Genomic DNA, 26,874 nt, shown 5'->3' on the forward strand with positions numbered 1-26,874 from the left:
GGCCGGGGTATCCTGGTTGCGGTCACTTTATTTTTTAGTCTCGGGGAAAGATGTACCTGAGGAGGTTTGACATGGAAGGCAAATTATCGCTTCGCATGGTAGGAATAGTGGCAGGGGCGGCCGCAGTGTGCGCCTTTTTGTTCGGGCTTATCATCAGCACCGGGATACCGGCACTCGTCAACAAGACGGAAGCCAGCCCGAGTACATCAACGCCCATACCGCTGGTGAACGAAGCGGGCGAAAGCCCGTTCGTTTCGGTGGCGGAGAGAGTGTCACCGGCAGTGGTTAATATCTCGGCCGAGCATAAGATCAGTGCCGAAACCCCGGACATGCAGTGGGATTTCGGCGGTCCATTTGACGATTTCTTCCGCGATTTTTTCAAGAATTTCCCCCGCAATGAAGGACGGAACCAGACCCTCGGCTCGGGGTTCATCATTTCCGAAGATGGGTACATTATCACGAATTTCCACGTTATCAAGGACGCCACGGAGATTATCGTCAAGTTGATCGACAAAAGGGAGTTCAAGGGAGACGAAGTGAAGGTAGTGGGTTCGGATGCGCGAACCGATCTAGCCTTGCTGAAGATCTCTACCAAGGACAAACTGCCGTCGCTGCAGCTCGGCGACTCCGATAAGATCAAGGTCGGCGATTGGGTGATCGCGTTCGGAAATCCTTTTCATCTTGAGGGAACGGTGACCGTCGGGGTTATTTCGGCCAAAGGTCGCAGCAATATCACCCTGCCCGAAGGTCCGGATTTCCAGTCGTTCCTGCAGACCGATGCCGCCATTAATCCCGGGAATTCGGGCGGTCCGCTGGTCGATATCCACGGCGAGGCCGTGGGCATCAATTCGGCGATCACTTCACCCAGCGGCGGAAATGTCGGGATCGGCTTTGCGATCCCGATCAACCTGGCGAAGACCGTGATCGACGAACTCAGGAACAAGGGCAAGGTGACGCGCGGTTATCTCGGAATATACCTGCAGGATATTACCGAGGACCTTAAAGAAGGCATTGGTTTGTCCACATTATCCGGTGTTCTGGTCAGCGAGGTGATGAACAACACGCCTGCCAGCCGGGCGGGGTTAAAAAACGGCGACGTGATACTGGAGATCGACGGCAAAAAAGTTGAGGATGTGCAGTCATTCAGGATCACAATCGCTTCGCTGCCGGTCGGCAAGACCGTGTCCCTGAAGATCTTCCGCGACGGCAAGGAGAAAAGCGTCCAGGTGACCGTAAGCGAGATGCCGGCGGAACAAAATGCCTCGGTCGAAGAGGAAAAAGAATCCGGCCTGGGGTTGACCGTAGTCAACGTCAATGACCCAAGGGCGGACCAGTACAAAATGGATATTGCCACCGGGGTGATCGTGATCACCGTTCAGGCCGGTTCGGCCGCGGAAAAAGCGGGTATCACAGCGGGCGATGTGATCATGGGTATCGGCAAGTCCGAGATCAAGAACGTGGTTGACTACAAGAAGGCGGTCGCTGGTTTGGCCAAGGGCAAACCGGTTGTTTTCCAACTCCAGCGCAACCAGCGGAAGGTCTATGTCGCCTTGACGCCTTAGAGCACTGCTTAGCAGCAAGGCGGGAAGGGGATCAGGAAGGGGAATGAAGGGTCGTCACTCGTACGGACGAAACCGGCCACTCAGCGAGCGCAGTCTCAGGCAGTACCTGGAGGAGATCGGGCAGTTCAGTATCATTGACAAGAAGGAAGAGTACGCGCTTGCGAAAAGGGTACGCGAAAAAAATGATCCGGCGGCGAAAGAAAAGCTGATCGTCTCCAATCTGAGGATCGTCGTTTATATATGCAAACGTTTTGTATCACAACGGATCAGTTTGAGCGAGTTGATCAACGCCGGCAACGAAGGGCTGATACACGCGGTCGATAAATTCGACGAGCGGAAAGGCTACCGGTTCGCGACCTATTCCGTATGGTGGATCAAACGGTCGATCTATGAGGCGCTCAGCGCTGCGCGCGGCATCGTACCCAAAAGCCGGTTGGCGCGGCGTATCCAGAGCATAACCCCTGATTTTATCCAGAAAAACGGACGGGAACCGACGGTCAACGAGCTGGCGCAGACGCTCAAATCCGATCCAGGAGCCGTATCGCTCGCCCTCACGGAGCTGGTGCCGCCTTATTCGCTTGACGAGACCTTTGAACAGGAAGACATGGAAACCCCCTACATAGAAACGGTCCGCCTCGATCTTGAAGGCGAGAGTCATCTGATCACCCCGGCGCCGGACGAGCTTTTCAAAAGAAAGATCGAAAAAGAGGCATTAGAAAAAGCCCTGTGTAAACTCGCTCCCAGGGAGCAGGAAGTCCTGAAACGCAACTTTGGCATGGGTGATTATGATGTGCAGAGTCTGGAGGAGATCAGCCGGATGATGAACATTACCCGCGAACGGGTTCGGCAGATACGCGATAACGCCTTGAGGAAACTGAAGAACATACTCGCTAAATCGAAGTAAAATTCAAAAGTCTTACTTTACTTAAGCGCCCGGCTTTAATTCTTCAATATAGATCTCGGTATTCGTATAAATACAGATCCCCGCCGCGATCCTGATGGATTCGGCGACGATCTCTTTTGCCGGTAGGTTGGAATGTTTGACCAGGGACCGGCAAGCTGCCAGGGCATAAGGACCCCCCGAACCGATCGCCACGATGCCGTCATCAGGTTCGATAATATCCCCGGCTCCGGACAGAATGTACGCGTGCTCCGTATCGAGGATCGCGAGCAGGGCTTCAAGGCGCCGGAGAATTTTGTCCTGCCGCCATTCCTTGGCCAGTTCAATAACGCTGCGGCTCAGGTTGCCGTGGTAGGCTTCCAGTTTTGTCTCAAACCGCTCAAAGAGGGTAAGGGCATCAGCGGTCGCGCCGGCAAAACCAGCCAGGATCTTGTTCTGACCCAGCGTCCGGATCTTCTTGGCGGTTTGTTTCATGATCGTTTCACCGGTCGTGACCTGCCCATCGCAACCAATGACCGCGGAACCCTTGTACCGCAGTCCCAGTATCGTCGTGCCGTGAGTTTTTGGCGTATCTTGCATATATTCATTATAATTATTTCACATGTTCTGTCAATCACCGCATTGACTTTGAACACCGGTTGTATATAATAATTTTCTAATGATTATACCACTTGTGATAATTCATTTCAGCAAAATAACAAAGAAATAGAAAGGAGGATTTACATGAAGGTTTTGATATCTGATCCGATCGCCAAGGAAGGCGTTGATCTTCTTAAGAAAAGCGGTCTTGAAGTCGTTGAAAAAGCAGGGCTGCCGCCGGAAGAACTCGTTAAAGTGATACCTGAATATCACGCGATCATCGTGCGCAGCGCCACTAAGGTCACTAAGGAGATAATCGAGGCCGGTAAGAATCTTAAGGTCATCGGCAGGGCCGGAGTGGGTCTGGATAACGTGGACAAGGATGCCGCCAAGGCAAAAGGCATAAAGGTCGTCAACACACCCGCGGCTACGTCGATATCGGTCGCGGAGCTGGCCCTGGGAATGATGCTGGGCGCGGCCCGGTTGATACCGCAGGCGACCGCGTCGACCAAGGCGGGCAAATGGGAAAAGAAAAAATTCCACGGTTTTGAGCTGTACGGGAAAACGCTGGGTATCATCGGCATCGGCCGCATCGGCATGGAATTGGCAAAGAGAGCGAAGGCCATGGGCATGGATATCGTGGCTTATGACCCCTATGTTAAAACGTGCGATTTCGCGAAATTGGTCAGCCTCGATGAGCTGCTGAAAAAGGCGGATTACATTTCACTACACATCCCCAAAACGAACGAGACCGCGAATATCCTGAACAAGGCGGCTTTTGACAAGATGAAAAAAGGTGTTGCTATCATCAACTGCGCTCGGGGCGGCGTGGTCGACGAGAACGCGCTTTATGACGCGATCGTGGCGGGAACCGTGCGCGTGGCAGCACTGGATGTGTACGCCACCGAACCGGCCAAGGAGCATAAGTTATTCGGCCTTGAACAGATCATTGCCACACCCCACATCGGCGCGCAGACCGAAGAGGGACAGGGCAGGGCAGGCGTCCAGATAGCGGAACTGGTGCGCGACGCGCTGAAGGAATAAACAGGACATCAGAATACAAGAAAATCAGGCTGAAGAATCACAGGTAAACAGGATATCGGGACTATATTCCAGATATCCTGATACTCTGATATCCGCTTCCTGATAACCTGATTTTCTGATAAGCTTAATAGGGAGATATAATGCCTGAGATAAGACCATTTAACGGCATCAGATATAATAATGAAAAGATCAAAAAGATCGCCGATGTCATAACCCAGCCGTACGATCAGATCACCGATGAGATGGAAAAAGACTATAAAAAAAGGAGCCCATATAGCTTCGTTAACCTGGTGCTGACGCATTACGCGGACGGGCACGACCGCCCGCGGGAATACGAGGAGGCAAAAAAGTCGGTCGAGGATTGGATACTTAAAAAGATCTTTACGCAGGACGCACAGCCCGCGATCTATCCCTACTTCCAGAAATTCACGGTCGATCAGAAGCCGTATATAAGAAAAGGATTTTTTTGCACGGTTCGGCTCGAGGAACTTGGTAAGGGCGGTATCCTGCCCCATGAAAAGACCCTGTCCAAGCCCAAAGAGGACAGGATGAGCTTGACTCGCATAACGAAAAAGGATTTTGAGCCGGTATTCATGCTGTACACGGACACCGGGAATTCGGTGATGACCATGCTCGAGAAGGAATGCAGCCGGCCGCCGCTGATCGATGTCGCTGACGATAACAGCGTGAACCACCAGCTCTGGCAGATATCGAATCCCGCTTTGATTCGATCGATCGCTGAACGGATGCGGTCATCGACATTCGTCATTGCCGATGGTCATCACCGCTATGAAACGTTTTACTCCTACTCCCAGGAGCTGAAGGGTATCGGGACCGATCATCCGGCACGTTTCAAGATGATGGTGCTGGTCAATATCCAGGACCCGGGGCTGGTCATCCTGCCCACGCACCGGCTGATCACGAACCTTCCGGCGTTCGAAGCTGAGAAATTCAAAAAACAGGCACAAGAGTATTTTTTAGTGAAAAAGACCGGCCGTGAAAATATCGGCAGGGAACTGGCCGCAGAAAAGAGCCAGGCCTATGGTTTTTATAGCCCTGGCGTAGCGTTTATCGTTAAGTTGAGGTCGCCGGAGGTGATGGCAGAGTTGTTAAAGGATAAAAGCCGCGATTTCCAGCAGCTGGATGTGGCCATCCTCCATACGCTGCTGATCGAGAAGATCCTCGGTATCAGATCAGAAAAAATCGAGGATCATATCAGGTATCAACGCGGCATTGAGGAGACCATACGGCGGGTCGACAGCAGCGAGTTTCAGTTCTGCTTCCTGATGAATCCGACGCAGCCGGAACAGGTAAAGGAAGTGGCACAGCACCATGAACGGATGCCGCAGAAATCGACGGATTTTTTCCCCAAGTTGATTTCCGGGCTGGTTTTTTACGACATCGCCTGAAATTTTTCAAAACAAATCGAGATTCTTCAGGCTTCTGACGAAGCCCTCAGAATGACATCCCTGCCGGTCATTCTGACCCTGAACATCGTGAAGGGGAAGAATCCGAATCTATTAAATATCGATTAGGATAAATAGAGTTTTTTCTTTCTTAAATAATCGTGCACCGCATCCGGGACCAGGTAGCGGACCGGGAGGTTTTTTCGTATCCGTTCCCGGATGATGGTCGATGAGATTCCGATCGCAGGGCACTGGCTTATCAGGACGTTGTTGTAATAAGGCTTGATCTTTCTGATCTTATACGGCATCCGGGGCACAACAATAAAACGACATTCCTCAAAAAGCTTATCCGGATCTTTCCAGGTAAGTATTTCGTTCCACTGATCGGCGCCGATAATGACATAAAGCTTTCCATACAACCCTTTTTTTAGCCGCCGGATGACATCCACCGTGTAGGTCGTACCCGCGATGTGTCTCTCGATATCGGTCACTTCGAACCACCGGTTCCCTTTGACCGCGAGGCGGGCCATGTGATGCCGGACACGGTATGGTGAATAGGATGTTTTGTGTGGAGGCTTACCGGCGGGTACGAAGATTATCTTATGCAGTCCGAATTCACTTTTTATCCACTGGGCAAGGATGACGTGCCCCACGTGAGGCGGATCGAACAGACCGCCCCATATACCGTATTTGACCGCCGTCTTCATGGCTGCTTGTCAAAGGGAGGCGGCACGCGCGCCTTATTTCTTTTCCAGCTTCCGGATTTTTTTCTCGGCCCGGTGCTTCCATGTGCTGTCGCTCAATAGTTCATTGTACAATGCCAGCGCTTCAGAGGACATTTTTTTCTTCTCGTAAGTTCCAGCAAGGTAGTACTTTGTTTCCGATACCACCTTGGTTTCGGGAAAACTCTCCAGAATATACTTGAAATAGATCGCGGCCGCATCGAGTTCATTCATCTTCAAGTAGATCCTCCCGTTTTTCAGTTCCTTGACCGCCAGGCGGCTCCGGGCGGTCAGGATTAGTTCCTTGGCTTCATCCGCATGCGTTGAGGTAGGGAACTGAGTGAGGAATTCATCAAGATACCCGATCGCATCGCGGGTTTCGGTCTGGTCTTTTTCATAACCGGGTGCATTGAAAAAATAGGATTTTGCCCGGTAAAGATAGGCCTCTTCCCGGAACGAGGAATTGGAGAAATTCTTTATCAGGTAATCGAATTCCAGGATCGCCTGGGAATAGTCCTTCTTGGCGAAGTATGACCGGGCCAGCCAGTACTGGGCATCATCGACATACTCGCTGGAGGCATGGTAGAAGATCACCCTTTCAAAACCTGCGATCGCAGGTTCGTATTTACCGTTATTGAAAAATGATAATGCACGTTCGTATTCGTCCACCGCATCGAGCGGGGCCAGGACTTGCCTGGTGCAGGCGGCCAGCAGGCAGAGCGCGAGAAGGAGTGTTATCCGTTTCATTATTTCTCCTTGATCTCCTTGATCCTTGCCTGGGCTTTAGCGACGAGATCGCCTTTTTGATAGGGATTCAAGCGCAGGACTTTTTTATAGGCGTCAAGCGCCAGAGTCAGGCTGTCTTGCCGCAGGTAGATCTCTCCGAGATGGAAATAAACGTCATCGAGGAGCGATTTCGGTTCCTGCTGACCCAGGACTTCATCGAAATAGGCCATAGCGCTGTCGTACATCTGCGATTCGAAATATTTTTTGCCGACGGCGTAGGTGATCTCGCCGAGTTGGAGCACATTATCCGCGATCTTGGAACGCTGGTACTCGACCTTTGCCAGGACAAGCGCATGCGCGAAGCTGTCGCTGGCAAGGAGCGATCTTATCAGCCGGTTTCGCGCCTTGCGCGCGGTCGACGACAGCGAATCAATCGCCAGCGCCTTTTGATAGGCCTGGATTACGACCAGGTGATTGCCTTGATCGTAATTGACGTCACCGATAAGAAAGAGATCGTCAGCCCCGACGGCATTGGGGACCAGTTTGGAAAGCTCGTCATAGAGCTGGACGGCGCGGTTCGTTTCGTTCACTTTCAGCGCGTTCTTCGCCAGCCTGGTGTAGAAGCCGGCGATGCTGTCGGCGAACGTGCTGTCCTCCGCAAGCGTCCGGGAAAAATAATTTGCCGCTTCCGCGGTTTCGTTCTTGCGGAGATAACAGTAACCGAGAATATACGAGATCGCCGGGTCCTTGTCCTCGCGGAAGGAGATCAATTCCGAGATGGCGCGTTCGTAATTCCACTCGTTGATGAACTTGCGTGCGTTCCTGATCCTTTCCTGTTTCTGCCCGCAGGCAATGAGGACCACTGCGAGACTGATAAAAAAACCGTATAGGTAACGGGATGGCAGGGACATTTACTTTTTACTTTTTTTCGAGCCGCTCCAACAGGCGCAGGTATGATTCCAGGAGGCCCCTGAATTCCGATACCAGCAGGAGTTTCTGGTGTTCGATCATCTTGGTCTCTTCTCTGGTCTTCGCCAATTCGGTCTGGGCTTCCCGCAAAAAACGCTGAGCTTCCATTTTTGAGTTGGCAATGATCGTTTCGGCTTCTTTTTTCGCCCCCTCCTTAAGTTCCTCGGTGGCTTGCTGGGTCGTGGTCAAGGTGTCCTGCAGGATCTTTTCCATGCGGCGATAATCCTCGATCTTCGCGTCGAGGTCCTTCACTTTTTCCGACAGCCCGGCATTTTCCCTGAGTAGCTTTTCGATCTCGTTGGAGACCATTTCCAGAAAAGACCGGACTTCGTGATGATCATAACCGCGCAGGATCTTCCTGAATTCCTGCTTGCGAATTTCCAATGGTGTGATGCCCATGCATCCTCCTCTATTCCGCCGCAACTACCTGGTTGCCGCCCTTGGCTTTTGCTTCGTAAAGAGACTTATCGGCTTTTTTGATCAGTTCGTACGTGCCGCCCGCATCGTCAGGGAACGACGCCACACCTATGGACACGCTTAATTCCTTGATCTTGAGGTTTTCTTTGAAAAAATCATAGTGCCGGATCGTATTCAGGATCCTCTGGGCGGTTTTGGTCGCGAATGGCTTTTTCGTTTCCGGCAGCAAGATCACGAATTCGTCGCCACCATAACGCGCTACGACATCGACGCTGCGGAGCGAACGCTCGAGGATCTGCGACAGCTCAGTGAGCACCTGGTCGCCGAGCTGGTGACCGAATTCATCGTTCACTTTCTTGAAGTGGTCGATATCGATGAACAGGATCGAGAGGTTATGCTCGTACCGCGAAGCCCGCTGCAATTCTTTGCTCAGCTGATTCTCAAAGTACCGGCGGTTGAAGATGCCGGTCAGTGGATCCAGCCAGATGCGGTGCTTGACCCGGGAATAAAAGCAGTTCGGCTTAAGAAGATGCTCGACGAACACGTATGGATGGGTTTTCAGGATCTCCAGGAGTTCCTGCGAGTCGACGTTGCTGATCTGATACTGGCATAAAAGGAATATCTTCATATCCGGCTGGGTATTGAAATCGTCCAGAACGTCCTCGAAGTGCAGGAATTCTTTGTCGCTTTCGATGAAGATCCTCATGCCGTGGAAATTTTTTGCGAGCTTGTCATATTCGCTCTTGAGCCAGGGCAGGAAGTTGGGCGCCTGGATCGGTTTATCGATGATCGTGATCTGATTCTTGAATTCCTCTTTCAAACTTTTAGCCGCGTTCTCCTTGCCGATAAAGAAACATTTCTCCTTGCGCTCGATCCCTTCGGTCATCAGCGGGATTATGTTCGTCAGGAGCTGTTCGACGCCGCGGTAAAGGTAGAGCGCGTGGACCGGCAGCTCCAGTTCGATCCCATCGTATCCGATCTTGATATAACGGTTCATTTTATTCTCTCCATTTGCTTATGGTTTTTTCCAGGATGTTCAGGACGTTCTTCATTTTTGCGATCGTATAATTGCCCATGTGGCCGATCCGCAGGATCTTGCCCTTCATTTCGGCTTGGCCGTTGGAGAATAGTATGTAATGATTTTCTTTGATATCGCCGATGATCGGCGTGCTGTCCATGTTGGCCGGCATCTTCATGACACTCAAGGCGCTGGACGGGGTTTCCGGAAAGATCTCGAACCCCATGTCCTGGATCCTGCCCCGCACGAACCGGGCGATCTTTTTATGACGGTTGAAATTGTGTTCGATGCCCTCGCTGATTATCCTGGCGAGACCGGCTTGCAGGCCGTAGAGAACGGTTATTGCCGGGGTCCACGGGGTCTGTCCTTTCTCCATGAACTTTTCATATTTCCTCAAGTCAAAGTAGTATCTTGGAAGGTCCGACATCCGACATTTTTCAAAAGCCCGTTCCGACAGGGAAATGAACGCGATCCCCGGCGGCGCCATAAGCGCTTTTTGCGACGCCCCGATCATGACATCGACATTCCACCCGTCCTGGGGGCAGTGATCGGCACCCACGCCTGCGACACCATCGACGACCAGGTACGAATCATAACGTTTCGCGATTTCACCTAGAGCTTTGATGTCGCTGAGCACGCCGGTTGATGTTTCGGCCAGAGTCGTGAAAATAACGGTCGGCTTTCCCAGCCGCTTCACCGCTTGTTCGACCGCCTCGGGTTTGACCGCCTTGCCAAAAGGTACCTGGATGATATCGGCCTGGACGCGGTAGCTCCGGCACAGGTCAACCCACCGTTCCCCAAATTTACCGCATACCGTGACGACCGGATGGTCGGCAGTCGACAGGATGTTCGAACAGGCCGCTTCCATTGCCCCGGTCCCAGATGAAGTGAGGAAATAGAGTCTGCCTTTGGTTTTGATGATCTTTTTAAGCATCGCTGAAATATCGTCCATCAGTTTCTTGAACTGCTCTTCCCGGTGATAGATCATCGGCCGGGCGGTTTTTTTCAGCACATCAAGAGGGACATCGATGGGTCCCGGAGTGAACAGTTTATAGGTCTTCAAGTTGTCTCCTGCAGTTGCTGCACAAATCTATTTTCTTGTGGTCCGTATCCTCGATCGTGTTGGAGAAGAACATGACGCAGGTGGGGTCCTGGCAGTGTCCAAGTCCCTGCAAGTGGAGGACTTCATGAACGACTTCCTTGGCCAGGCGTTCGGCCGACAGGAACCCTTTGAGCCGGTATGTCGAAACGATCGCGATCCGCGTTATGGGATCGGCTTGCCCGAAGATGAAATTCATCCCCGCCGCGTACAAATCGACATCGACGATCAACAGGTGATAGTGCGCTTTACCGTTCTCCTTTACGCTCTGTGCGAGCCGGTGAGCGCTGTACTGGTTTCTCAGCGGGTCAAAGGCTGATCCGGGTATCGGGAAAGAAGCCTCGCGGACAGCGTCAAGGCGGAGACGTGTTTTTAGGACCGGACGCAGCGTCTCAAAGACTTCTAAACCTTCCTGTTGATGTATGGCGATCACTTATCTTTGTTACTTTCGTTTAATTTCTTGATGAACGGCGTAAAAAGATCGATCGGTACCGGGAAGATCGTGGTTGAATTCTTCTCGGTAGCCACTTCGGTCAGCGTTTGAAGGAAACGGAGCTGGATTCCGGTCGGCGTCTGACCGATGATCTGAGCCGCCTTGTTCAGCTTGTCGGCTGCCTGCAGTTCGCCATCCGCGTGGATGATCTTAGCCCGGCGCTCACGTTCTGCTTCAGCCTGTTTCGCGATAAAACGCTGCATTTCCTGCGGTATATCAACATGCTTGATCTCAACCATGGAGACTTTAATGCCCCAGGGATCGGTCTGTTCGTCGATTATTTTCTGCAGCCGCATATTGATCTTTTCCCGTTCCATCAGCAGGTCGTCAAGCTCATAATAACCGAGCACGCTCCTTAAGGTCGTCTGCGCGATCTGGCTGGTCGCGTACAGGTAGTCCTCGACTTCAAGGATGGCCTTTGACGGCTCGAAAACCCGGAAATAGGTGACGGCATTGACCTTCACCGAAATATTATCTTTGGTTATGATATCCTGAGGCGGCACGTCCATCGTTACGACCCTCAAAGGCACTTTAACCATCCGGTCAATGGGCCAGAGGATGAACAGACCCGGACCCTTGATCCCGATATAACGGCCCAGTCTGAAGACGACAGCGCGTTCGTATTCCCGCATTATTTTTATCCAGCTAAGGATAAATAGAAAAATTATGGCAATAAAAATCAAAGGCAAACCCATGGTTCCTCCTTCATTGGTATGATATTATTTTAAACAAAATTAAGGAAAAGTCAAGGCACATGGTCGAGAATGGTTTTGTCTTGACATGTCGTCGATATTGGATACAATAATAGCATGACATTAAACAAAGGTATCATCAGCGCGATCGCCGCGGGCATTCTCGGTTTCTTTTTCGCCACGGTCGGATTTCTTAAGACGATAATGATCATATTTTTGATCGTGCTCGGATACCTTATCGGCACTTACTGGGAAACAAGAGACACCAAGACCGAAAAAAAAGACAAAGAAAAATAAAAAATAGGTCCTATAGGACCTATAAGACCTATTATTCAAATAAACCCCTTAATAAGGGATTTATTTTTCATTTCAGAACGAGAACGGCCGCGGTATGAAGGTCAGGATAAGTATGACCAGCGGCATGAGTGCCAAAAGTTTATCCCTCGAAGTCAGCGGGGTTATCGAATCCTGGACCACGGGATCGCGCCGTGAAAGGAAAAAGGCGATTGCCCCCCAGAAATACCAGCCAAGCCACAACAGCCCCAGTCCGATCAGCCCGATTATGATCGGGATGTATAGATAGCGGCGTTTTTTTTGTAAAATACTGAACGCGACATGGCCGCCGTCAAGCTGGCCTATCGGGATGAGATTTATCGCGGTCACGAAAAATCCCAGCCAGCCTGCGAACGCCATCGGATGCAGGAAAATATCGGTGCCGGCGCCCAGTGATGGATGAAAAATTTTCCCGATCAGGTAAAAAAGCAGGGAGTCGCCCAAATGCAGGTAACCCGCGGCTGCAGGCGCGATCCTGACCTCGGACAATGCCAGCCCGATGATCGCGATTGGCAGGGCGACGGCAAAGCCCGTGAGCGGACCGGCCATCCCAACTTTAAGAAGCGCCCGGCGTGACGGCACGATCGACTTCATGCGTATGATCGCCCCAAAGGTACCGATGAAATGAAAGGGGATGGGGATGAAAAAAGGCAGGGTGGTGATCATACCTTCTTTTCTTGATACGAAGTAATGGCCGAGTTCGTGCGCGGTAAGGATTGCCATGATCGAAAAGGAAAAAGGTATGCCTGCGGCAATGGTTCTGATGTCGGAGAACGGATCATAACCGCTATTCATAGCGCCGGCAAGGAGCGTGGTAATGATGGTTGCGATGAAAAGAATGATGTTGAGCCAGATCTTTTGTTTATTTTCAGGTGTGCGAAACGGCGCCAGCAGGACAAGGTGTTTTCCGTCCTGCTCGCGAAATAACGGCACATAGCCGGTCTTCGCGAAATACTCTTTGATCTCCTGGACCGTGCGCGCGGCCGGTTCGTAAAGCCGGCCGGTTATGGTCGCAGGCAGCATGATATCTTCGACCGATTCGACGGTCATTTTTGTTTTCAAAAAATCGATGAATTCCGGGTCCATGATAAATTCAGGCCGCTCTCTTTTTCAGATGCATCAGGAGCGTGAGGATATCGCTCGGCGATATGCCCTGGATGCGCGATGCCTGGTCTAAGTCCATGGGCGAAACTTCCTGGAGTTTACCTTTTGCCTCGTTGGAAAGACCGTTCACGGCGCGATAATCGAACCCGACCGGGATCTTTACGTCTTCCAGTTCGGACAATTTTTTTATCATTTCCTGTTCCCGGTTGATATAGCCTTCATACTTCACTTCGATTTCCACCCGTAAGCCGACCGCGTCATTCTGGGGCTGAGCTTGGATCGCGTTGATATCATCCCAGTGAATGCCGGGCCGCTTAAGCAGCTGAAACAAGGTCTGGCCGCCATGTTCAGGGTTCAATTCCTGCTCGCCTTTTTTATTGAGGACCGGATTTGCCATCTCGGGCTTGATGACCGTCGTTTTTAGGTTTTCGATCGAGTCGGCTATGGTTTTGCGTTCGGCTGTGAATTTTTCGAGGTCCGCGGCCGGGACAAGGTCAAATGCCGCTCCGTAGTGCATCAGCCGGTCAGCGGTATTATCTATCCTCAGGTTGAGCCGGTGCTCTGCCAGTGAAGTGAACATGCGGTACGGTTCCAAAGTATTTTTGGTTACCAGATCGTCGATCAAAACGCCGATGTACGCTTCGTGGCGCTTCAGCACGAAAGGCGGTTCGTCACGGACCTTCAAGACCGCGTTTACGCCGGCCATGAACCCCTGGGCCGCAGCCTCTTCGTACCCCGAGGTTCCGTTTATCTGCCCGGCGCAATACAGGTTGTGCACGGGTTTGCTCTCCAGGGTCGGGTAGAGCTGGATCGGGTAGATAAAGTCGTATTCCACGGCATAACCCGGCCTCGTGATCTCGACTTGTTCCAGCCCGGCTATTGAATGGAGCAGATCAACTTGGACATCATAGGGAAGCGAAGTGGACAGCCCGTTGAGGTAATACTCTGACGACGTGAAACCTTCGGGTTCGATAAAGATGATATGCGAGGTTCGCTCCTTGAACCTTGTGATCTTGGTTTCGATCGAAGGACAGTATCGGGGACCAACACCGGTGATCCTTCCCGTGAACAGAGGGGAACGGTCCAGATTTTTGTTGATTATGGTATGGGTCGATTCGTTCGTATGCGTTACATAACAGGACAGCTGCTCGCGCAGGGTTTCACTTGTGCGATAGGAAAAAGGTACGGGGACCAGATCCCCTGGTTGTTCGCGCAGACCAGCGACTTGGACGTTGTTCTTGGCGACCCGCGGCGATGTGCCTGTTTTCAACCGGCCCAGAGCCAGCCCTGAGCTTTGCAGCGACGCGCTAAGTCTTGAAACCGTCGCTTCGCCAAGGCGTCCGCCGGCCATTGTCTCCATGCCAACATGCATAAGGCCGTTCAGAAACGTGCCTGTGGTCAGGATCAGAGCGCGACCATGATACTCATTGCCAATGGTCGTTCTTATGCCGATCGCGGCACCTTGTTCAATAAGCAGTTCGGCGGCTTCTTCCTGTTTAATTATGATATTTTTTTCAATTTCCAGAACATGACGCGCAGCGTCCTTGTACTGCTGGCGGTCATTCTGGGTCCGTGGCGACCATACAGCCGGCCCTTTTGAGCGGTTGAGCATCCGGTACTGGACCGCGGTCCTGTCCGCGAGTAACGCGATCTCTCCGCCCAGCACGTCGAGTTCTTTTACCAGGTGCCCCTTGGCAAGACCGCCGACGGATGGGTTGCATGACATGTGGCCGATCGTGTCGATGTTGAGCGTAAGTAAAAGGATATGGCATCCCATGCGCGACCCCGCCAGCGCGGCTTCGATTCCGGCATGACCCGCGCCGACCACGATGATGTCGTACTCAGACCTATGCGCCATTGGCTATAATAACGATTTTTAAAGGAAAATCAACCCCATGACAAATCGTTTTTCGTTTTTGGGCATCGATGCCCGTATCGTCGTTGGGCACAATTTTAGATTAATTGGGTTAACAGTTAACGCCTGCCCCCATGTTCCATGTCCTTCCCAGCCTGGCTAAAGATCATACAGATCCAGACTGTCTTGTTTTGTATGGTTTTGGATTTATGAAAACTGACCTGTGACCAGTGCCCCATATTGTGTTTAAGGAATTCTTGTTTTCGAAGTCGTTGACATATTCCGCGGAATCAATATAATAATACCATGACCATAACCGACATTGCCGAAAAACAGGCGGAAGAAAGAAAAAGAGATAAGAGGCTGGTCCATCTTACCAACGGCCTCAGCCACGATTTCATTGAAACTTTTAAGTTAAAGAGCGCGGCCGACAAAAAGAACGACGAATACATCATCAAGAGCTTCCTTGATTTCGTATTTTTCGCCGAGCACAAAGAGATCGGCGAGGTGAACGAAGCGCTGCTCCATAAATTTTTCCTGGAATACGCGCCGGAAAAGCTCGCGGTCGATAAAGACCTGCACAAAACCATGCCGGAAACGCTGTCTAAGTTCTGCAATTACCTTGACGCTCAACATTTCATCAAGAACGCCGTGCCGCTGATCGAAGCAATTAAAACGATAAACAAGGATTTCCAGAAGATCAAAATGCCGGCCGTCGCCAAGACGAGTGAAGACAAGAAAAGCGTTAAACCAAAAAAGGAGACGGTAAAACCAAAAGCCGAAATACCCCCCGCTATCGGTCGTAATGATCCATGCCCGTGCGGGAGTGGAAAAAAGTATAAGAAGTGCTGCGGAAAAACGCAATAAGTCTGATCCTCATCGCCAGTTTTCTTCTGGCAGTTGATACTCTTTCCCTGGAACAAGAAAAGCCGGTTGCCATTGGCCTGGCCCTGTCAGGTGGCGCGGCCCTGGGGCTCGCCCATGTCGGCGTACTGAAAGTGCTGGAAAGGGAGGGGATCAAGGTCAGCTGTATCTCAGGCAACAGCATGGGGGCACTCGTGGGCGGCGTGTATGCCGCCGGCTACACCGCAGCCGAGATCGAGAGTATCGCACTCTTGGTAAACTGGCCGGAAATGTTCAGCCCTGTCGTTTCCTACGGCGCGCAGTACCTTCCTGAAAGGCAACTCAACCAGCGTTATGCCCTCGAACTGCGACACCAGAACCTGTACCCGCTTCTGCCCAGTGGTCTTTTATCCCTCCAGAACGTTGAATTACTGCTCATGCGGCTTTTGGCCCGCATCGAGTACAACACGTTCTATGATTTTGACAGCCTGCCGATTCCATACCGGGCCGTGGCCGTCGATCTGGTCAGCGGAAGCCGGCTGGTCCTTGACCGCGGGCAGCTGAGCCAGACGATTCGCGCCAGTATCGCTATCCCCGGCGTGTTCCCTCCGCTCCGCAAGGACGGGATGGAAATGGTCGACGGCGGCGTCCAGCAGTACCTTCCGGTTGATCCGCTCTACGATCTCCAGCCGGATATTATCATCGCCGTGCTGACGATGAGACGCCAGAGCAACAACAGCTCGTCGTTGATCGACATCATATCGCGCAGTATGGACCTGGTCAATGTCGAGGACCTCTGGCTGCAGCGCAACCTCGCCGATGTCGTGATCGAGCCTGACGTTGATTCTTTCCTGAATTCAGATTTTTCTAAGGTTAGGGAATTGATAAGAGTCGGCGAGATAGCGGCCGAGTCAATGCTGCCTAAGATCCGGCAGAAACTCGCCGGACGCGTGGTCAGCACCCGGCGCAGGGAAATAGCCGAACGGAAGCCGCCGGTCGTTCGTTCGTGCCGGGTCGAAGGTCTGAAGATCACCGGTGAGTCCATGGTCATGCGCGCGATGAAAATAAAAGCCGGCCGGCTCCTCGATTTTTCCGTTCTTCAAAACGACATTGTCCGGATCTATAATTACGGGCTGTTCGAAAATGTTAATTACCGCGTGGAATCAGCCGCTGTGGATTCGGTCGACCTGGTGATCGTGGTTCAGGAAAAGCCTTATGGATTCTACCTGCTCGGTATCCGGTACGATAATTTTGACAATGTGGATCTGGGGATCGAAGTCGGCCAGGGGAATATCCGCGGATCAGGCGCCAGCGTCCGCGCGGCATTCGCCCTTGGCAATCCGAACGAACTGCGGCTGGGCATCACCGGAACCAGGGTATTCACACTGCCGCTGGGCTACCGCCTGGACGGTTTTCTTGGCGAGGACGAACATGATTTTGTTTACGGAGGTTTTGACAGCACGTGGTACGTTTCCTATAGAACGCGATATCAGGGCGGCGTGGCCGAGGTCGGTTACATACTGGGTAGGGACGCATTTTTCAATGTCGGGATGAAGGCGCAACACATACACAATGAATTCCCGCCGCTGGCCGTGTTCGAACCAATGAGCGAAGACGAATGGGTGATCGGCCCGAAATTCAGTATCGAGTACAACGACCTGGACGACCCATACCTGCCGACCAGGGGGATCGTCTGCAAGGGCATGGCATTTTACTCAAGCGAGCGGCTTCTGGCATCCGAGGAATTCCTGAAGATCCAGTGCAGTCTCGAAAGGTCATATCCGTTCAGCCGCTGGCTGGTGTTCCTTAGCGGCATCGATCTCGGCATGAATCTGCTGGGAGCGCCCAGCTGGTCCGAATATTTCCGTACCGGCGGCGAATCTTTTATCGGATTTGACAAAGAGGAGTTTACCACCAAGAACAAAGCGATCGTTAAGATCGGACTGGACTGGCGACTTTTGAACTTATTTGACCGGTACGACTATCCTTTGTATCTTGAATTGTTGGGTAATGTCGGCACGTTCGCACAGGCGGAAACCGTTATCAAAGAAACCGATGTCCGGCTCTTTAACTGGGGGGCGGGCGTTGGTTTGAAGACGAAAACGCCGGTCGGCCCGGCTCGTTTGGTCCTGGGTCTCGGCGATTACGGAGAGACGGACCGCTCTTTACAGTTCCGTTTTTGGATAAGCGTGGGTAAGGATTTCAGGTACCAGCACTGATCAGTAGTGGCTGAGCGTTCCGCGACGCCTGCCAAAACGATCCATCAGCATAAATACCAGCATTCCGAACGACAGCCAGACCACAATGATCACTGCCATCCGCAAGAAAACGAGCGGGATCGGCAGGTTGACCTGCTCGCCGATCAGGAAATACCTTACGCCCATCACGCCGTAAGTGGTGGGCAGCATCAGCGAGATCTTTTTCAGAAAGAAAGGAAGGACCGCCAGCGGGTAGGCGATCGGCGTCACGACGCTCATCAGTGTCGAGACCGTGTCGGAGATAGCCCACCATTGTTTGAGACCGATGGTCAGCCCCGCGACCAGCACGCCCAGGCCGTATAATGCCATGATCATCATGAGGACGGTGACCAAAGCCATGAACAGCCCGCTGATTTTCAGGGCGATTCCGAAGAAGAGCGTGATCGTGACCGCCTGGATCAGCATGATCAGCCCCTGATGAAAGGTCGAGTGTAGAGCCATGCCCGCGACATAGACCCAGCGCGGTACGGGCGCGACAAAGATCGTCTCGAGCGTCCCGTACCATTGTTCCTTTCTCAGGGACGCACCCATTGCCCAGCAAGCCGTGCTCAAAAAACCCATTATGACATAACCGACAAATGTGTAGGCGAACATATCGCTGACACCGGTCAGGTCCTTGAGGTGCGTTGATGTGCGGGAACCCAGCAGGGCAAAGCCGTAGAGCAGGTAGGGGAACAGATACACGAACGGTTCAAAAAAGGTCCTGATGAAATCGGGCAGATATGTCAGCTCGATCTTCCATTCCTTGATATTCTCGGCGTTGACCGCCCGCAGGTACTGCAAAAACCTCATCCTTTCATCCCCTTATCCCCATGTCTTTCGTCTCTTGGGAATTAAGCGTAAGGCTTTTATAAAACTCTGACGAGTTAATTCCTTCAGCATTACAGCATCCCTTCGTCTCTTCTTCCTTTCATCCCTTCATTCCTTTTATTGTTTTTTTCATACCCTCATAACCTCTCATCTTCCAAACTTCATGCCTTTAGTTAGTACTCCGCCAATGTTCCTTTTTTCTTTGTATATCTCTCGATGATCTTGAAAAGAACAATGCCCAGCGGGATGATCGCGCAGTCAACCGCGAGGAGGATCAGACTGTTCTTCCAGAAATTGAACTGGATGTTCAAGAGCAAACCGCGGAGCGCGACCAACGCGTAGGTGAGGGGGATGAACAAACTCACTACCCGCGTGATCGGATTGATCTCGACCGGATAGCGGATGGGTGAAAAAAGAAACAGGACATATTCGAAAAGATGGAGAAGCCCGTGCGCTTCTTTCACGAGCAAGGTCAATGCCGCGGCTCCGAAACCGATCCCGTAGAGGCCGGCCATGAGCAGGAGCAGGAATAAAAGTATGGGTAAGATATTCACCAGCGTTATATGCAGACCGAACAGGAAAACGCAGATGACGATCTGGAGGATAACAAATATCGTTGATAATATGGAGTTGAACAGGGCCTTGCCGATCAGGATGTATTCCGGTTTTACCGGTGCCGATAAAATATGCTCCAGGGTTCCGTAATATGTCTCGTCGCGGAATGAATTTCCCATTGACCATACCGCCGAGAACATGTAGGTGCTGACAACAGCCCCGATCATGACATAAGGTATGAACTCCTCAGTGCCCGTAATACTGCCGAATGTCGTGCTGCGCAGGCTCCCGACCAGAGCCTTGCCCTGATACACCAATGGCAGAATCCAGAGCAAGGGCATGATGATCCAGAACCAGATCTCGATCGGGTAAACAATGAGCAGTTTATAGCTTTTGCGGAGTTCCTCGAATATAACGTTCATGGTAAAAACCGTTCAGAACGTTTTGATCGTTAGGATCGTTTTCATCGTTATTTTCGTTTTAAAGGCAGTTAACGATCTAAACGCTTTAAACGCTATTAACGCTCCAAACGTCTTATTCATTCCCCGCATCTTTCAAGCTTGCGCCGGTCAGTTGGACGAAAACGTCCTCCAGGGTCGGGGCAGTGAGGTTGACAGAAAGTATCCTTGCCTTTTCGCGCACGACTTCGATGATCTGGCTCAGCAGCAGCTCCGGGTTCGTCGTGTTCATCCGGATATATGTTATGCCCTGGTCGGTCGTAATATTCAGACTGCCATATCCCTCGATCTGCGCGAAGAGATCTTTGCCCAGGACACCCTGGCATTTGACCTCCAGCACCTGTTCCTGGTTCATGGTTTTTTTGAAATTTTCAGGCGTGTCGGTCCGTTCGATCTTGCCGCGGTTCATGAACGCCACGCGCTGGCATAGTTCGTCTGCTTCGTCCATATAATGGGTCGTCAAAAGTATCGTTTTTTTCTGTTTACCATGCAGTTCATCCTTGATAAAACCCCTGATAAATCGTGCGAAATACGGGTCCAGTCCAAGCGTTGGTTCATCGATCAGCAGGATCGGCGGGTCATGGAGCATGGTCCGGGCGATCGAAAGTTTTTGCTTCATGCCGGATGAAAGTTTTTCCACCCGCTCATTGGCTTTTTCAGTGAGCGTCATCAGGTTCAGGAGATATTCGATCCGGGCCTTGGTCTGGCTGCGCGGGACACCGTAAAGAGCCGCGAAATATCTTAGATTCTCGACCGGCGTTAGTTTCCAGTAAAGCGCGCGTTCGCCGCCGGTCATAACGCCGATCTTTCTACGCGTCTGCAATGGCTGTTTCATGACATCGTAACCGCCTACGAGAGCCGTGCCCGCGTCCGGGATCAAGAGCGTCGATATGCATTTTAAAAGCGTTGTTTTTCCCGCGCCGTTGGGACCGAGCAGTCCGAACAATTCGCCTTCGCGGATCTCGCAGTTTACATGGTCCACGGCCCTTACTTCACTGCCGCGTTTCTTGAAAATCTTGGTCAGATCCCGCAGGACGATGGCCTTCGCATTTTCCAATGACATGGGAGTAATCGTATCCAAATTCTGCCGTAATTCAAGAGATTGAATAAAGTTGCGAAACAGGCGCACGACGCAACACCCTTGCATAGGAGAAAAAAGAGGATACAATACTAACCATGCTTTTAAAAAATAAGCAGGATTTTATTGATTGTACAACAAGTGCCGTTCTTTTTGATTTGGACGGCGTTCTCGTTGACAGTTATCAATACTGGTTCAAGCTATTCAACCAGACATTGTGGCATTTCGGGCATCCCCGGATCAACCGCGCCGTGTTCAAAAAGCACTGGGGCCAGTCAACCGGGGACGATGTCAGGATCTTCATGCCCGAGCGGACGCTCGAAGAGGTCAAAGAATATTTTACCCGGAATCTGACAAAATACATGAAACACATGAAAGCGAACCCGCGCGCCGCGCGGGTTTTGCGCGGGTTAAAACAAAAGGGATTTTTATTGGGCTGCGTGACAAATTCACACCGGCAGATCACTGTCCTGGAACTGAGAGCTACAAAATTGAAAAAGTTCTTTGACGCGATCGTGACCGCGGATGACGTTAAGAAGCCCAAGCCGGCGCCGGACATGCTGATCTGGGCATGCCGGGAATTGGGCGTACCGGTCAAACGCGCGGTCTTTGTCGGCGATACCAGGACCGATCTGGCTGCCGGCAAAAAGGCCGGATGCAAGGTGATCGGATACAGGATAAAAAGCCGCGTGTTGATAAATGACCTCGAAGAATTATTACAAAATTCCCCTCCAATCCCCCTTTTGCAAAGGGGGAAACGCGATTGTGTTCGCTAAAAACAAATCCCCCTTTTTTAGAGAGGGAGAAAGGGGGATTATAATGAATTTTACTTTATTATTCAGGAAAACACAGGGAGCGTATAATGTACGAAAATAAAAACATGAAATTGCGCTGGTGCCGGGTCATCGGAATATTCTGGCTGGCTGTCAGCATGACCGTTTTTGGATTTGGCCAGTCTCCGGCATTTAGCGAGAAAGAATTATTGAACAAAGCTGCTGCCAGGTCAGGCAGGAGCCTTGCCGATCTCAGGATCGACCCAGACGATCTGGAATTCTATGGCTACGGCCGGTACAGGCTGAAGATTTTCAGTAAGCTGATCGAAGATCCGCTGGAAGCCGCGCCCATTACAAGGATCCTTTGCCGAACATTGCTGAATAATGCCGATTCACTCTGGACAATTGCCTTCACGCCTTGGGCAAGGATCGATGAAGGCGTAAGAAGAGGGCTTATCGAACGACCGGAGAAAATTTTGCTGGATTTACTGGAGAAAAAACCCGATGTTCGCAGGGTCCTGACCGGCGAATTCGGGCTGGACAGCAACTTGGTGCAGCTGATGCCTGATTCCCTGGTTATTGGTCTGGTTCTGATCATGTGGGAAATACAAAACAGCTGTGACTGGATAAAAGCCGCGACTGCCCGGATCACGGAGCAGGATATCGACACCATCATGATGGGCCTTACCACCGAAGGCGAAAATGGTTTGTCGAATCGCCGGCTGGAATCGCTTATCGACGCAGTTGACTTCAAAGGTCTGGCGGCTGGCGCCATGGATCTGGGTTATGTTCTGCAGGCAGCGACCGGGATCATGAAAAACATCAAGATCGACAAACCAGTGAGGTGTTCTTCCAGGCTTGGGAGGATAGCGATCGGTACGACTGGTCATGAAACCTACGACGATGGGTTCTACCTCCTGATCATCGATTTCGGCGGTGACGACGAGTATGTTTCGTGCGGGGTATCCGGAAAAAACAATCCGGTATCGGTCCTGATCGATTACGACGGTGACGATATTTACCGCGGGCACATTGGTCCTGGCACCGGTATCTGTGGCTACGGGATCGTGATCGATCTCAACGGCAATGATCAGTACCGGGCAGAAAAGATCGGCCTTGGTACTGGCGTATTCGGTGAAGGGATAATTTTCGACAACGGGGGAAACGACACTTATGATGCCGATGTCTACGGTGAAGGAGCAGGATTATTTGGAGCCGGTATAATTTCGGACCTGTCCGGTGACGATAGGTATACTGCATTTGAGTGTTCCCAGGGATTCGGTTTCGTCAAAGGATGCGGCATCCTCGTCGATAAGGATGGCAATGATACCTACATCGCGCGCGATGACACGGTGAAGTATGCCTCATCGCAGAGCAGCGAGCACAACGCCAGCCTGTCTCAAGGTGTGGGTTTTGGCGTGCGCGCGGATTATACGGACGGGCACTCGCTCGCGGGCGGCGTGGGTATGCTGATCGACGGAAAAGGAGCCGACCAATATTCGTGCGGCGTATTTGGCCAGGGGTGCGGGTACTGGTTCGGGACCGGAATACTGGTCGACTACGAAGGCAATGACGAATATAACGGCGTGTGGTACACGCAGGGCGCGGGCGCGCATTTTGCTATAGGCGTGCTGTTGGACTCAACGGGCAATGACAAATATGTTTCCACCATGAACATGGCGCAAGGCGCGGGTCATGATTTTACGCTCGGCCTGCTCGTGGATTATTCCGGTGATGACGCGTATGATGCGCCAAATCTGAGCCTGGGTTCTGGTAACGCTAACGGGATGGGGTTATTTATGGATATGACGGGCAATGATTCCTATATCACGCATGGCGGCATAACATTGGGGGGCGCGAGCACGGCAAGCCGCGGCGGGTTGCGCGACATGATGAAGACGCTCGGGATCTTCATCGACGGCAAGGGCCATGATTCCTATAAAGAACCATCCACCCGTGATCATAAGTACTGGCGGCAAAAACCGCCCCTTGAGCCGCCGCTTGAGACCGAGTGGTGCATCGGCGTTGATCTTTGATCATGCCATGTTATCGTCTTGACAAGGCATGAAAGTGAAGTAAAATAATACATGGTCGGCATTGGTTATGACATCCATAGGCTGGTTGAGAAACGCGACCTTTACATCGGCGGCGTCAAGATCGATTTTCCCAAAGGTTTACTCGGGCATTCTGACGGCGACGTGCTGCTCCACGCGGTGTGCGATGCCCTGCTGGGCGCGGCGAATCTCGGGGATATCGGCTCGCATTTCCCGTCGGATGACGACCGTTTCAAGGGCATCGCGAGCATAGAGATCCTCAAAACCGTCGGCAAATTCCTGAGGAATTCAGGATTCCTGGTCAAGAACATCGACGCGGTCGTGATCGCGGAATCCCCCAAAATTCTGCCATTCGCGCCAAAGATCAGAAAAAATATCGCGTCCGCGCTCGGCATCTCCGAGCAGGTCGTGTCAGTCAAGGGAAAAACCAACGAGGGATTGGGGCACGTTGGGGAAGGAAGAGCCATCTCATCATTTGCCATCTGCGAAATAGGCAGAATATATGATACCCCTGAGGGATGACATCCATTCGTCGACACGCCCATTCGTAACCTATGCGATCCTTGGTCTGAATATCATTATCTATATCGCCCGGAACGAATTCATTCTGGGAGCTAAAGCATTCAATGCATTTATCACCCAGTTCGGCGCCATACCGTATCTTGTTTTTCACCCCGTTGGGGTTTCCTCATACCTGCGCATAATTTACAGCATGTTTATGCACGCCGGATTAATGCACATTGCCGGCAACATGCTTTTTCTCTGGGTCTTCTCGGATAACGTGGAGGACCGGATCGGCCACGTGAAATTCCTGTTCTTTTATCTCTTCTGCGGCATCGCGGGCACCCTGCTCCATTGCGTGACCGCGCCGTCATCAGAGATCCCCCTGGTCGGCGCGAGCGGCGCGATATCCGGCGTCCTGGGCGCCTATATACTGCTGTACCCGAAAGCCCGGGTCCTGGCGCTTATCCCGCTGGGGTTTTTCATGAGAGCCACTTATATGCCGTCCTATCTGTTCCTGGGATTGTGGTTCGGGTATCAGTTATTACTTGGATTTCTTTCAGGTGCGCAGGGCGGAGGCGTAGCGTATTTCGCCCATATCGGCGGGTTCGTTCTCGGCGTGCTGCTTGCGCTGCCCTTCAAATTCATGGGCCGCAGGGACAATATCGAGTTCCGTGTTTCATGAACAGTAATGGATGGCAAAATATCTTATGGTTTCGTCTTTTTTGTCACTCCTGCGCAAGCAGGAGTCCAGCATTTGGAAAATCTGGATTCCGTGTCAAGCACGGAATGACAAAGATTGTTTGCATGACAATTAAGCATACTGAAATATTACATTATGAGGAGGAATGATGGCTAACTTTTTTTTGATACTTTCAATTGCCCAGCTTTATGGTTATCGCAGTCCTTTACCAGATAAAATAGATCCCCGGTGCCTGTCGACCGATCATGCCAGGGTCTGGGTTTATTTCACCGACAAGGGAGTAGGCGTCGAAGATATCGGCATTGCGGTCAGGACCGCCCGCGCCCGGATGAAACCGGAAGCGGTCAGACGCCGGACCATCAGAAAGGGGATAACCGATTACTCTGACCTGCCTCTCAGCGAAGACTATGTCGCGGAGATCGAAGACCTGGGCGCGATCTTCCTGACGAGATCAAAATGGCTGAATGCGGCAAGTTTCCTGATCGACCGTGAGGACCTGGATGCGGTCGCGCGGCTGCCTTTCGTATACAAGATCGCTTCGGTCGCCCGGTATTCCGGTTCGGCTGAGCTCGAATCAGCGGTGCTTGATACCGCGGTCTTCGGGCTTGCCAAACGGCAGTTCCAGATGTTCAACATCGACACGCTGAACGCTGTCGGCGTCACCGGCGCCGGCGTGAGGGTGGGTTTCCTGGACAGCGGGCTGCGCAGAGTGCATTCGGCTTTAGCCAATATCAACGTGACCGCCGAATACGATTTTTTGGGCGGCGACCAGATATTCTACGAGAACACGCCCGTGACTTATAAACACGGGTTGTATACTGGAATGGCCGTGCATCGTTCCGCGCCGTCAGGGCATATTTACATTTTCCTGGAGGGCGATACAGTACTCAATTACGCGCCCACCCGGGATATCATGCTGACTCATTCGACGGATGACGGGTATACGTGGTCTGAGCTGAAAAAGATCACGAGCAACTATAGTAACTGGGCGGGTGAAGTTGACGCCTGCGGCCGCGGCGATACGATGTACGTTTTCTTCCGCGTGCAGACCGGCCTGCAGTACGCGGTATTGGTCGACACGGCGGTGATCGTTCCGCCGAGCGTGCTTGCCGGATCTGCCTGCCATGAGCCAAGCGCGATCCTGCTCCAGGACACAGTGTACGCATTCTACCATGATAAGACCGCTCTGTACCTGAGAAAAGGCGACAATGCCGGCTTTCTGCCCCCGGTGGTCGTCGATTCATCATCCGGCGCGGCGATTAAGGCGGCTGATGCCTGCGGTTCGGACAGCCGGCTCGGCTTGTTCTATCACACATTCCCCGCAGACTCGGTCTTTTTTCTTTATTCCACGCCACCGTTCACGAGTTTCAACAAGAAATTCATCGCTCTCGGAAAGACGCCGAAAGCATTTTGCCGGGGAGATTCCATCTTCCTCGTTTATCAGGATGCGGGTCCGGATCCCCTGGTCAGGGTTGCCTTTGACAGGTCATATGATTTCGGCGTCACGTTCAACGGGCCGGTCTATCTTTCGGACAGCCTGAATTCCATCGGCGATATTTCCATTGGTAAGTACGGAAATACGATCGTGGTGGAATGGGAATCGAGCGGGAAGATATACTCCCGGACTTCCGATGATAACGGAGGAGTATTCGGTTCCCTTGATTCCCTGGACAAGGATTTTGCGTATTTACCGGCGTTATATCCGGGCTCGGCCGGCGTCATGAAATTCTACTGCCAGCGCGGGGATTCAAATACCGATGGTTATGTCAGCACTGACCCCGAATATATGCATCCTAAACATGGCACTGAAATGGTTAGCCTGGTGAGCGGATACCTGGACGGCACCTTCATGGGCGTGGCGCCAAGCGTGATGCTTTTGATCGCCAAAACGGAAAATCCCGACAGAAGTTACGAATTCTCG

At 51.9% G+C, this 26,874-nt stretch carries 26 protein-coding genes; 12 read left to right on the top strand and 14 right to left on the bottom strand.

Annotated elements, in window-relative coordinates:
• The first annotated feature begins 71 nt into the window (after window positions 1–71).
• Window positions 72–1,562 (top strand): Do family serine endopeptidase, encoded by a 1,491-nt coding sequence (locus VF399_00100; protein HEX7318745.1) that lies wholly within the window; start codon window positions 72–74, stop codon window positions 1,560–1,562.
• A 43-nt stretch (window positions 1,563–1,605) separates the two neighbouring features.
• A complete protein-coding gene (locus VF399_00105; protein HEX7318746.1) occupies window positions 1,606–2,466 on the top strand; it encodes a sigma-70 family RNA polymerase sigma factor in 861 nt (286 codons plus the stop codon).
• A gap of 21 nt (window positions 2,467–2,487) precedes the next feature.
• Here the strand turns inward: VF399_00105 and hslV are convergent, their stop codons facing one another.
• Window positions 2,488–3,042, bottom strand: a complete 555-nt coding sequence (gene hslV, locus VF399_00110) for an ATP-dependent protease subunit HslV (GenBank protein ID HEX7318747.1) — start codon at window positions 3,040–3,042, stop codon at window positions 2,488–2,490.
• Between the two features lie 144 nt (window positions 3,043–3,186).
• On the opposite strand from hslV, the gene VF399_00115 reads away from it, so the two are divergent.
• Both VF399_00115 and VF399_00120 read left to right on the top strand, forming a co-directional pair.
• The gene (locus VF399_00115) at window positions 3,187–4,086 is read left to right on the top strand and encodes a hydroxyacid dehydrogenase (GenBank protein HEX7318748.1); all 900 of its coding nucleotides are present in this window, start codon (window positions 3,187–3,189) and stop codon (window positions 4,084–4,086) included.
• A 140-nt stretch (window positions 4,087–4,226) separates the two neighbouring features.
• A complete protein-coding gene (locus tag VF399_00120) occupies window positions 4,227–5,495 on the top strand; it encodes a DUF1015 domain-containing protein (GenBank protein HEX7318749.1) in 1,269 nt (422 codons plus the stop codon).
• 122 nt (window positions 5,496–5,617) lie between these two features.
• Here VF399_00120 and nadD read toward each other — a convergent pair whose 3' ends face one another.
• The 8 genes from nadD to VF399_00160 are packed head-to-tail and all read right to left on the bottom strand — an operon-like array spanning window position 5,618 to window position 11,631.
• Window positions 5,618–6,199 carry a nicotinate-nucleotide adenylyltransferase gene (gene nadD, locus VF399_00125; GenBank protein HEX7318750.1) on the bottom strand — a complete coding sequence of 194 codons (582 nt, stop codon included), beginning with the start codon at window positions 6,197–6,199 and terminating at the stop codon, window positions 5,618–5,620.
• Window positions 6,200–6,232: 33 nt separating this feature from the next.
• Window positions 6,233–6,961 carry an outer membrane protein assembly factor BamD gene (bamD, locus tag VF399_00130; protein HEX7318751.1) on the bottom strand — a complete coding sequence of 243 codons (729 nt, stop codon included), beginning with the start codon at window positions 6,959–6,961 and terminating at the stop codon, window positions 6,233–6,235.
• The gene (locus tag VF399_00135; protein ID HEX7318752.1) at window positions 6,961–7,851 is read right to left on the bottom strand and encodes a tetratricopeptide repeat protein; all 891 of its coding nucleotides are present in this window, start codon (window positions 7,849–7,851) and stop codon (window positions 6,961–6,963) included. The genes bamD and VF399_00135 overlap by 1 nt, the downstream gene beginning before the upstream one ends.
• Before the next feature lie 7 nt (window positions 7,852–7,858).
• On the bottom strand, window positions 7,859–8,308 hold the full coding sequence (locus VF399_00140) for a DivIVA domain-containing protein (protein HEX7318753.1): 450 nt from the start codon (window positions 8,306–8,308) through the stop codon (window positions 7,859–7,861).
• A gap of 10 nt (window positions 8,309–8,318) precedes the next feature.
• Entirely contained in the window at window positions 8,319–9,323 is a 1,005-nt protein-coding gene (locus VF399_00145) for a diguanylate cyclase (protein ID HEX7318754.1), read from the bottom strand.
• 1 nt (window position 9,324) lies between these two features.
• Window positions 9,325–10,407, bottom strand: coding sequence for an alanine--glyoxylate aminotransferase family protein (locus tag VF399_00150; protein ID HEX7318755.1), 1,083 nt, complete (start codon window positions 10,405–10,407; stop codon window positions 9,325–9,327).
• The gene (locus VF399_00155) at window positions 10,394–10,876 is read right to left on the bottom strand and encodes an archaemetzincin family Zn-dependent metalloprotease (protein HEX7318756.1); all 483 of its coding nucleotides are present in this window, start codon (window positions 10,874–10,876) and stop codon (window positions 10,394–10,396) included. Before VF399_00155 ends, VF399_00150 begins: the two co-directional genes overlap by 14 nt.
• Window positions 10,873–11,631 (bottom strand): slipin family protein, encoded by a 759-nt coding sequence (locus VF399_00160; GenBank protein HEX7318757.1) that lies wholly within the window; start codon window positions 11,629–11,631, stop codon window positions 10,873–10,875. Before VF399_00160 ends, VF399_00155 begins: the two co-directional genes overlap by 4 nt.
• A gap of 114 nt (window positions 11,632–11,745) precedes the next feature.
• On the opposite strand from VF399_00160, the gene VF399_00165 reads away from it, so the two are divergent.
• Window positions 11,746–11,925, top strand: a complete 180-nt coding sequence (locus tag VF399_00165; GenBank protein ID HEX7318758.1) for a DUF2273 domain-containing protein — start codon at window positions 11,746–11,748, stop codon at window positions 11,923–11,925.
• Between the two features lie 72 nt (window positions 11,926–11,997).
• Here the strand turns inward: VF399_00165 and VF399_00170 are convergent, their stop codons facing one another.
• Window positions 11,998–13,047: a site-2 protease family protein gene (locus VF399_00170; GenBank protein HEX7318759.1), complete on the bottom strand. Its 1,050-nt coding sequence runs from the start codon at window positions 13,045–13,047 to the stop codon at window positions 11,998–12,000.
• Between the two features lie 7 nt (window positions 13,048–13,054).
• Entirely contained in the window at window positions 13,055–14,923 is a 1,869-nt protein-coding gene (gene mnmG, locus VF399_00175; GenBank protein HEX7318760.1) for a tRNA uridine-5-carboxymethylaminomethyl(34) synthesis enzyme MnmG, read from the bottom strand.
• 303 nt (window positions 14,924–15,226) lie between these two features.
• Between mnmG and VF399_00180 the strand changes: the two genes are divergently transcribed.
• Together VF399_00180 and VF399_00185 are read left to right on the top strand one after the other, a co-directional pair.
• Window positions 15,227–15,787 (top strand): SEC-C metal-binding domain-containing protein, encoded by a 561-nt coding sequence (locus tag VF399_00180; GenBank protein HEX7318761.1) that lies wholly within the window; start codon window positions 15,227–15,229, stop codon window positions 15,785–15,787.
• A complete protein-coding gene (locus tag VF399_00185) occupies window positions 15,766–17,982 on the top strand; it encodes a patatin-like phospholipase family protein (GenBank protein HEX7318762.1) in 2,217 nt (738 codons plus the stop codon). The genes VF399_00180 and VF399_00185 overlap by 22 nt, the downstream gene beginning before the upstream one ends.
• On the opposite strand, the gene VF399_00190 is transcribed toward VF399_00185, so the two are convergent.
• From VF399_00190 to VF399_00200, 3 genes are all read right to left on the bottom strand, one after another.
• On the bottom strand, window positions 17,983–18,813 hold the full coding sequence (locus VF399_00190) for an ABC transporter permease (GenBank protein ID HEX7318763.1): 831 nt from the start codon (window positions 18,811–18,813) through the stop codon (window positions 17,983–17,985).
• A 191-nt stretch (window positions 18,814–19,004) separates the two neighbouring features.
• On the bottom strand, window positions 19,005–19,808 hold the full coding sequence (locus VF399_00195) for an ABC transporter permease (protein HEX7318764.1): 804 nt from the start codon (window positions 19,806–19,808) through the stop codon (window positions 19,005–19,007).
• A gap of 112 nt (window positions 19,809–19,920) precedes the next feature.
• On the bottom strand, window positions 19,921–20,907 hold the full coding sequence (locus VF399_00200) for an ABC transporter ATP-binding protein (GenBank protein ID HEX7318765.1): 987 nt from the start codon (window positions 20,905–20,907) through the stop codon (window positions 19,921–19,923).
• Between the two features lie 113 nt (window positions 20,908–21,020).
• Between VF399_00200 and VF399_00205 the strand changes: the two genes are divergently transcribed.
• The 5 genes from VF399_00205 to VF399_00225 all read left to right on the top strand — a co-directional run.
• A complete protein-coding gene (locus VF399_00205; protein ID HEX7318766.1) occupies window positions 21,021–21,698 on the top strand; it encodes an HAD family hydrolase in 678 nt (225 codons plus the stop codon).
• An 86-nt stretch (window positions 21,699–21,784) separates the two neighbouring features.
• A complete protein-coding gene (locus tag VF399_00210) occupies window positions 21,785–23,731 on the top strand; it encodes a hypothetical protein (GenBank protein ID HEX7318767.1) in 1,947 nt (648 codons plus the stop codon).
• Window positions 23,732–23,782: 51 nt separating this feature from the next.
• Window positions 23,783–24,271, top strand: coding sequence for a 2-C-methyl-D-erythritol 2,4-cyclodiphosphate synthase (ispF, locus tag VF399_00215; GenBank protein ID HEX7318768.1), 489 nt, complete (start codon window positions 23,783–23,785; stop codon window positions 24,269–24,271).
• Window positions 24,252–24,935 (top strand): rhomboid family intramembrane serine protease, encoded by a 684-nt coding sequence (locus VF399_00220; GenBank protein ID HEX7318769.1) that lies wholly within the window; start codon window positions 24,252–24,254, stop codon window positions 24,933–24,935. The genes ispF and VF399_00220 overlap by 20 nt, the downstream gene beginning before the upstream one ends.
• A 166-nt stretch (window positions 24,936–25,101) precedes the next feature.
• The coding region (locus tag VF399_00225; protein ID HEX7318770.1) for a hypothetical protein at window positions 25,102–26,874 on the top strand (1,773 nt) is incomplete at its 3' end.

The organism is bacterium, assembly GCA_036382775.1.
In the GTDB taxonomy this organism is placed as follows: domain Bacteria; phylum Hydrothermota; class Tepidihabitantia; order SM23-42; family JAOAFX01; genus DASVHD01.

Coding starts and splice junctions, on each gene's coding strand:
- VF399_00170 (HEX7318759.1), bottom strand. CDS start 13,047: ATGGACCCGGAATTCATCGATTTTTTGAAAACAAAAATGACCGTCGAA.
- VF399_00135 (HEX7318752.1), bottom strand. CDS start 7,851: ATGTCCCTGCCATCCCGTTACCTATACGGTTTTTTTATCAGTCTCGCA.
- hslV (HEX7318747.1), bottom strand. CDS start 3,042: ATGCAAGATACGCCAAAAACTCACGGCACGACGATACTGGGACTGCGG.
- mnmG (HEX7318760.1), bottom strand. CDS start 14,923: ATGGCGCATAGGTCTGAGTACGACATCATCGTGGTCGGCGCGGGTCAT.
- VF399_00200 (HEX7318765.1), bottom strand. CDS start 20,907: ATGTCATTGGAAAATGCGAAGGCCATCGTCCTGCGGGATCTGACCAAG.
- VF399_00115 (HEX7318748.1), top strand. CDS start 3,187: ATGAAGGTTTTGATATCTGATCCGATCGCCAAGGAAGGCGTTGATCTT.
- VF399_00100 (HEX7318745.1), top strand. CDS start 72: ATGGAAGGCAAATTATCGCTTCGCATGGTAGGAATAGTGGCAGGGGCG.
- VF399_00120 (HEX7318749.1), top strand. CDS start 4,227: ATGCCTGAGATAAGACCATTTAACGGCATCAGATATAATAATGAAAAG.
- VF399_00210 (HEX7318767.1), top strand. CDS start 21,785: ATGTACGAAAATAAAAACATGAAATTGCGCTGGTGCCGGGTCATCGGA.
- VF399_00165 (HEX7318758.1), top strand. CDS start 11,746: ATGACATTAAACAAAGGTATCATCAGCGCGATCGCCGCGGGCATTCTC.
- VF399_00180 (HEX7318761.1), top strand. CDS start 15,227: ATGACCATAACCGACATTGCCGAAAAACAGGCGGAAGAAAGAAAAAGA.
- VF399_00160 (HEX7318757.1), bottom strand. CDS start 11,631: ATGGGTTTGCCTTTGATTTTTATTGCCATAATTTTTCTATTTATCCTT.
- VF399_00220 (HEX7318769.1), top strand. CDS start 24,252: ATGATACCCCTGAGGGATGACATCCATTCGTCGACACGCCCATTCGTA.
- VF399_00105 (HEX7318746.1), top strand. CDS start 1,606: ATGAAGGGTCGTCACTCGTACGGACGAAACCGGCCACTCAGCGAGCGC.
- nadD (HEX7318750.1), bottom strand. CDS start 6,199: ATGAAGACGGCGGTCAAATACGGTATATGGGGCGGTCTGTTCGATCCG.
- VF399_00145 (HEX7318754.1), bottom strand. CDS start 9,323: ATGAACCGTTATATCAAGATCGGATACGATGGGATCGAACTGGAGCTG.
- VF399_00140 (HEX7318753.1), bottom strand. CDS start 8,308: ATGGGCATCACACCATTGGAAATTCGCAAGCAGGAATTCAGGAAGATC.
- ispF (HEX7318768.1), top strand. CDS start 23,783: ATGGTCGGCATTGGTTATGACATCCATAGGCTGGTTGAGAAACGCGAC.
- VF399_00205 (HEX7318766.1), top strand. CDS start 21,021: ATGCTTTTAAAAAATAAGCAGGATTTTATTGATTGTACAACAAGTGCC.
- VF399_00195 (HEX7318764.1), bottom strand. CDS start 19,808: ATGAACGTTATATTCGAGGAACTCCGCAAAAGCTATAAACTGCTCATT.
- VF399_00190 (HEX7318763.1), bottom strand. CDS start 18,813: ATGAGGTTTTTGCAGTACCTGCGGGCGGTCAACGCCGAGAATATCAAG.
- bamD (HEX7318751.1), bottom strand. CDS start 6,961: ATGAAACGGATAACACTCCTTCTCGCGCTCTGCCTGCTGGCCGCCTGC.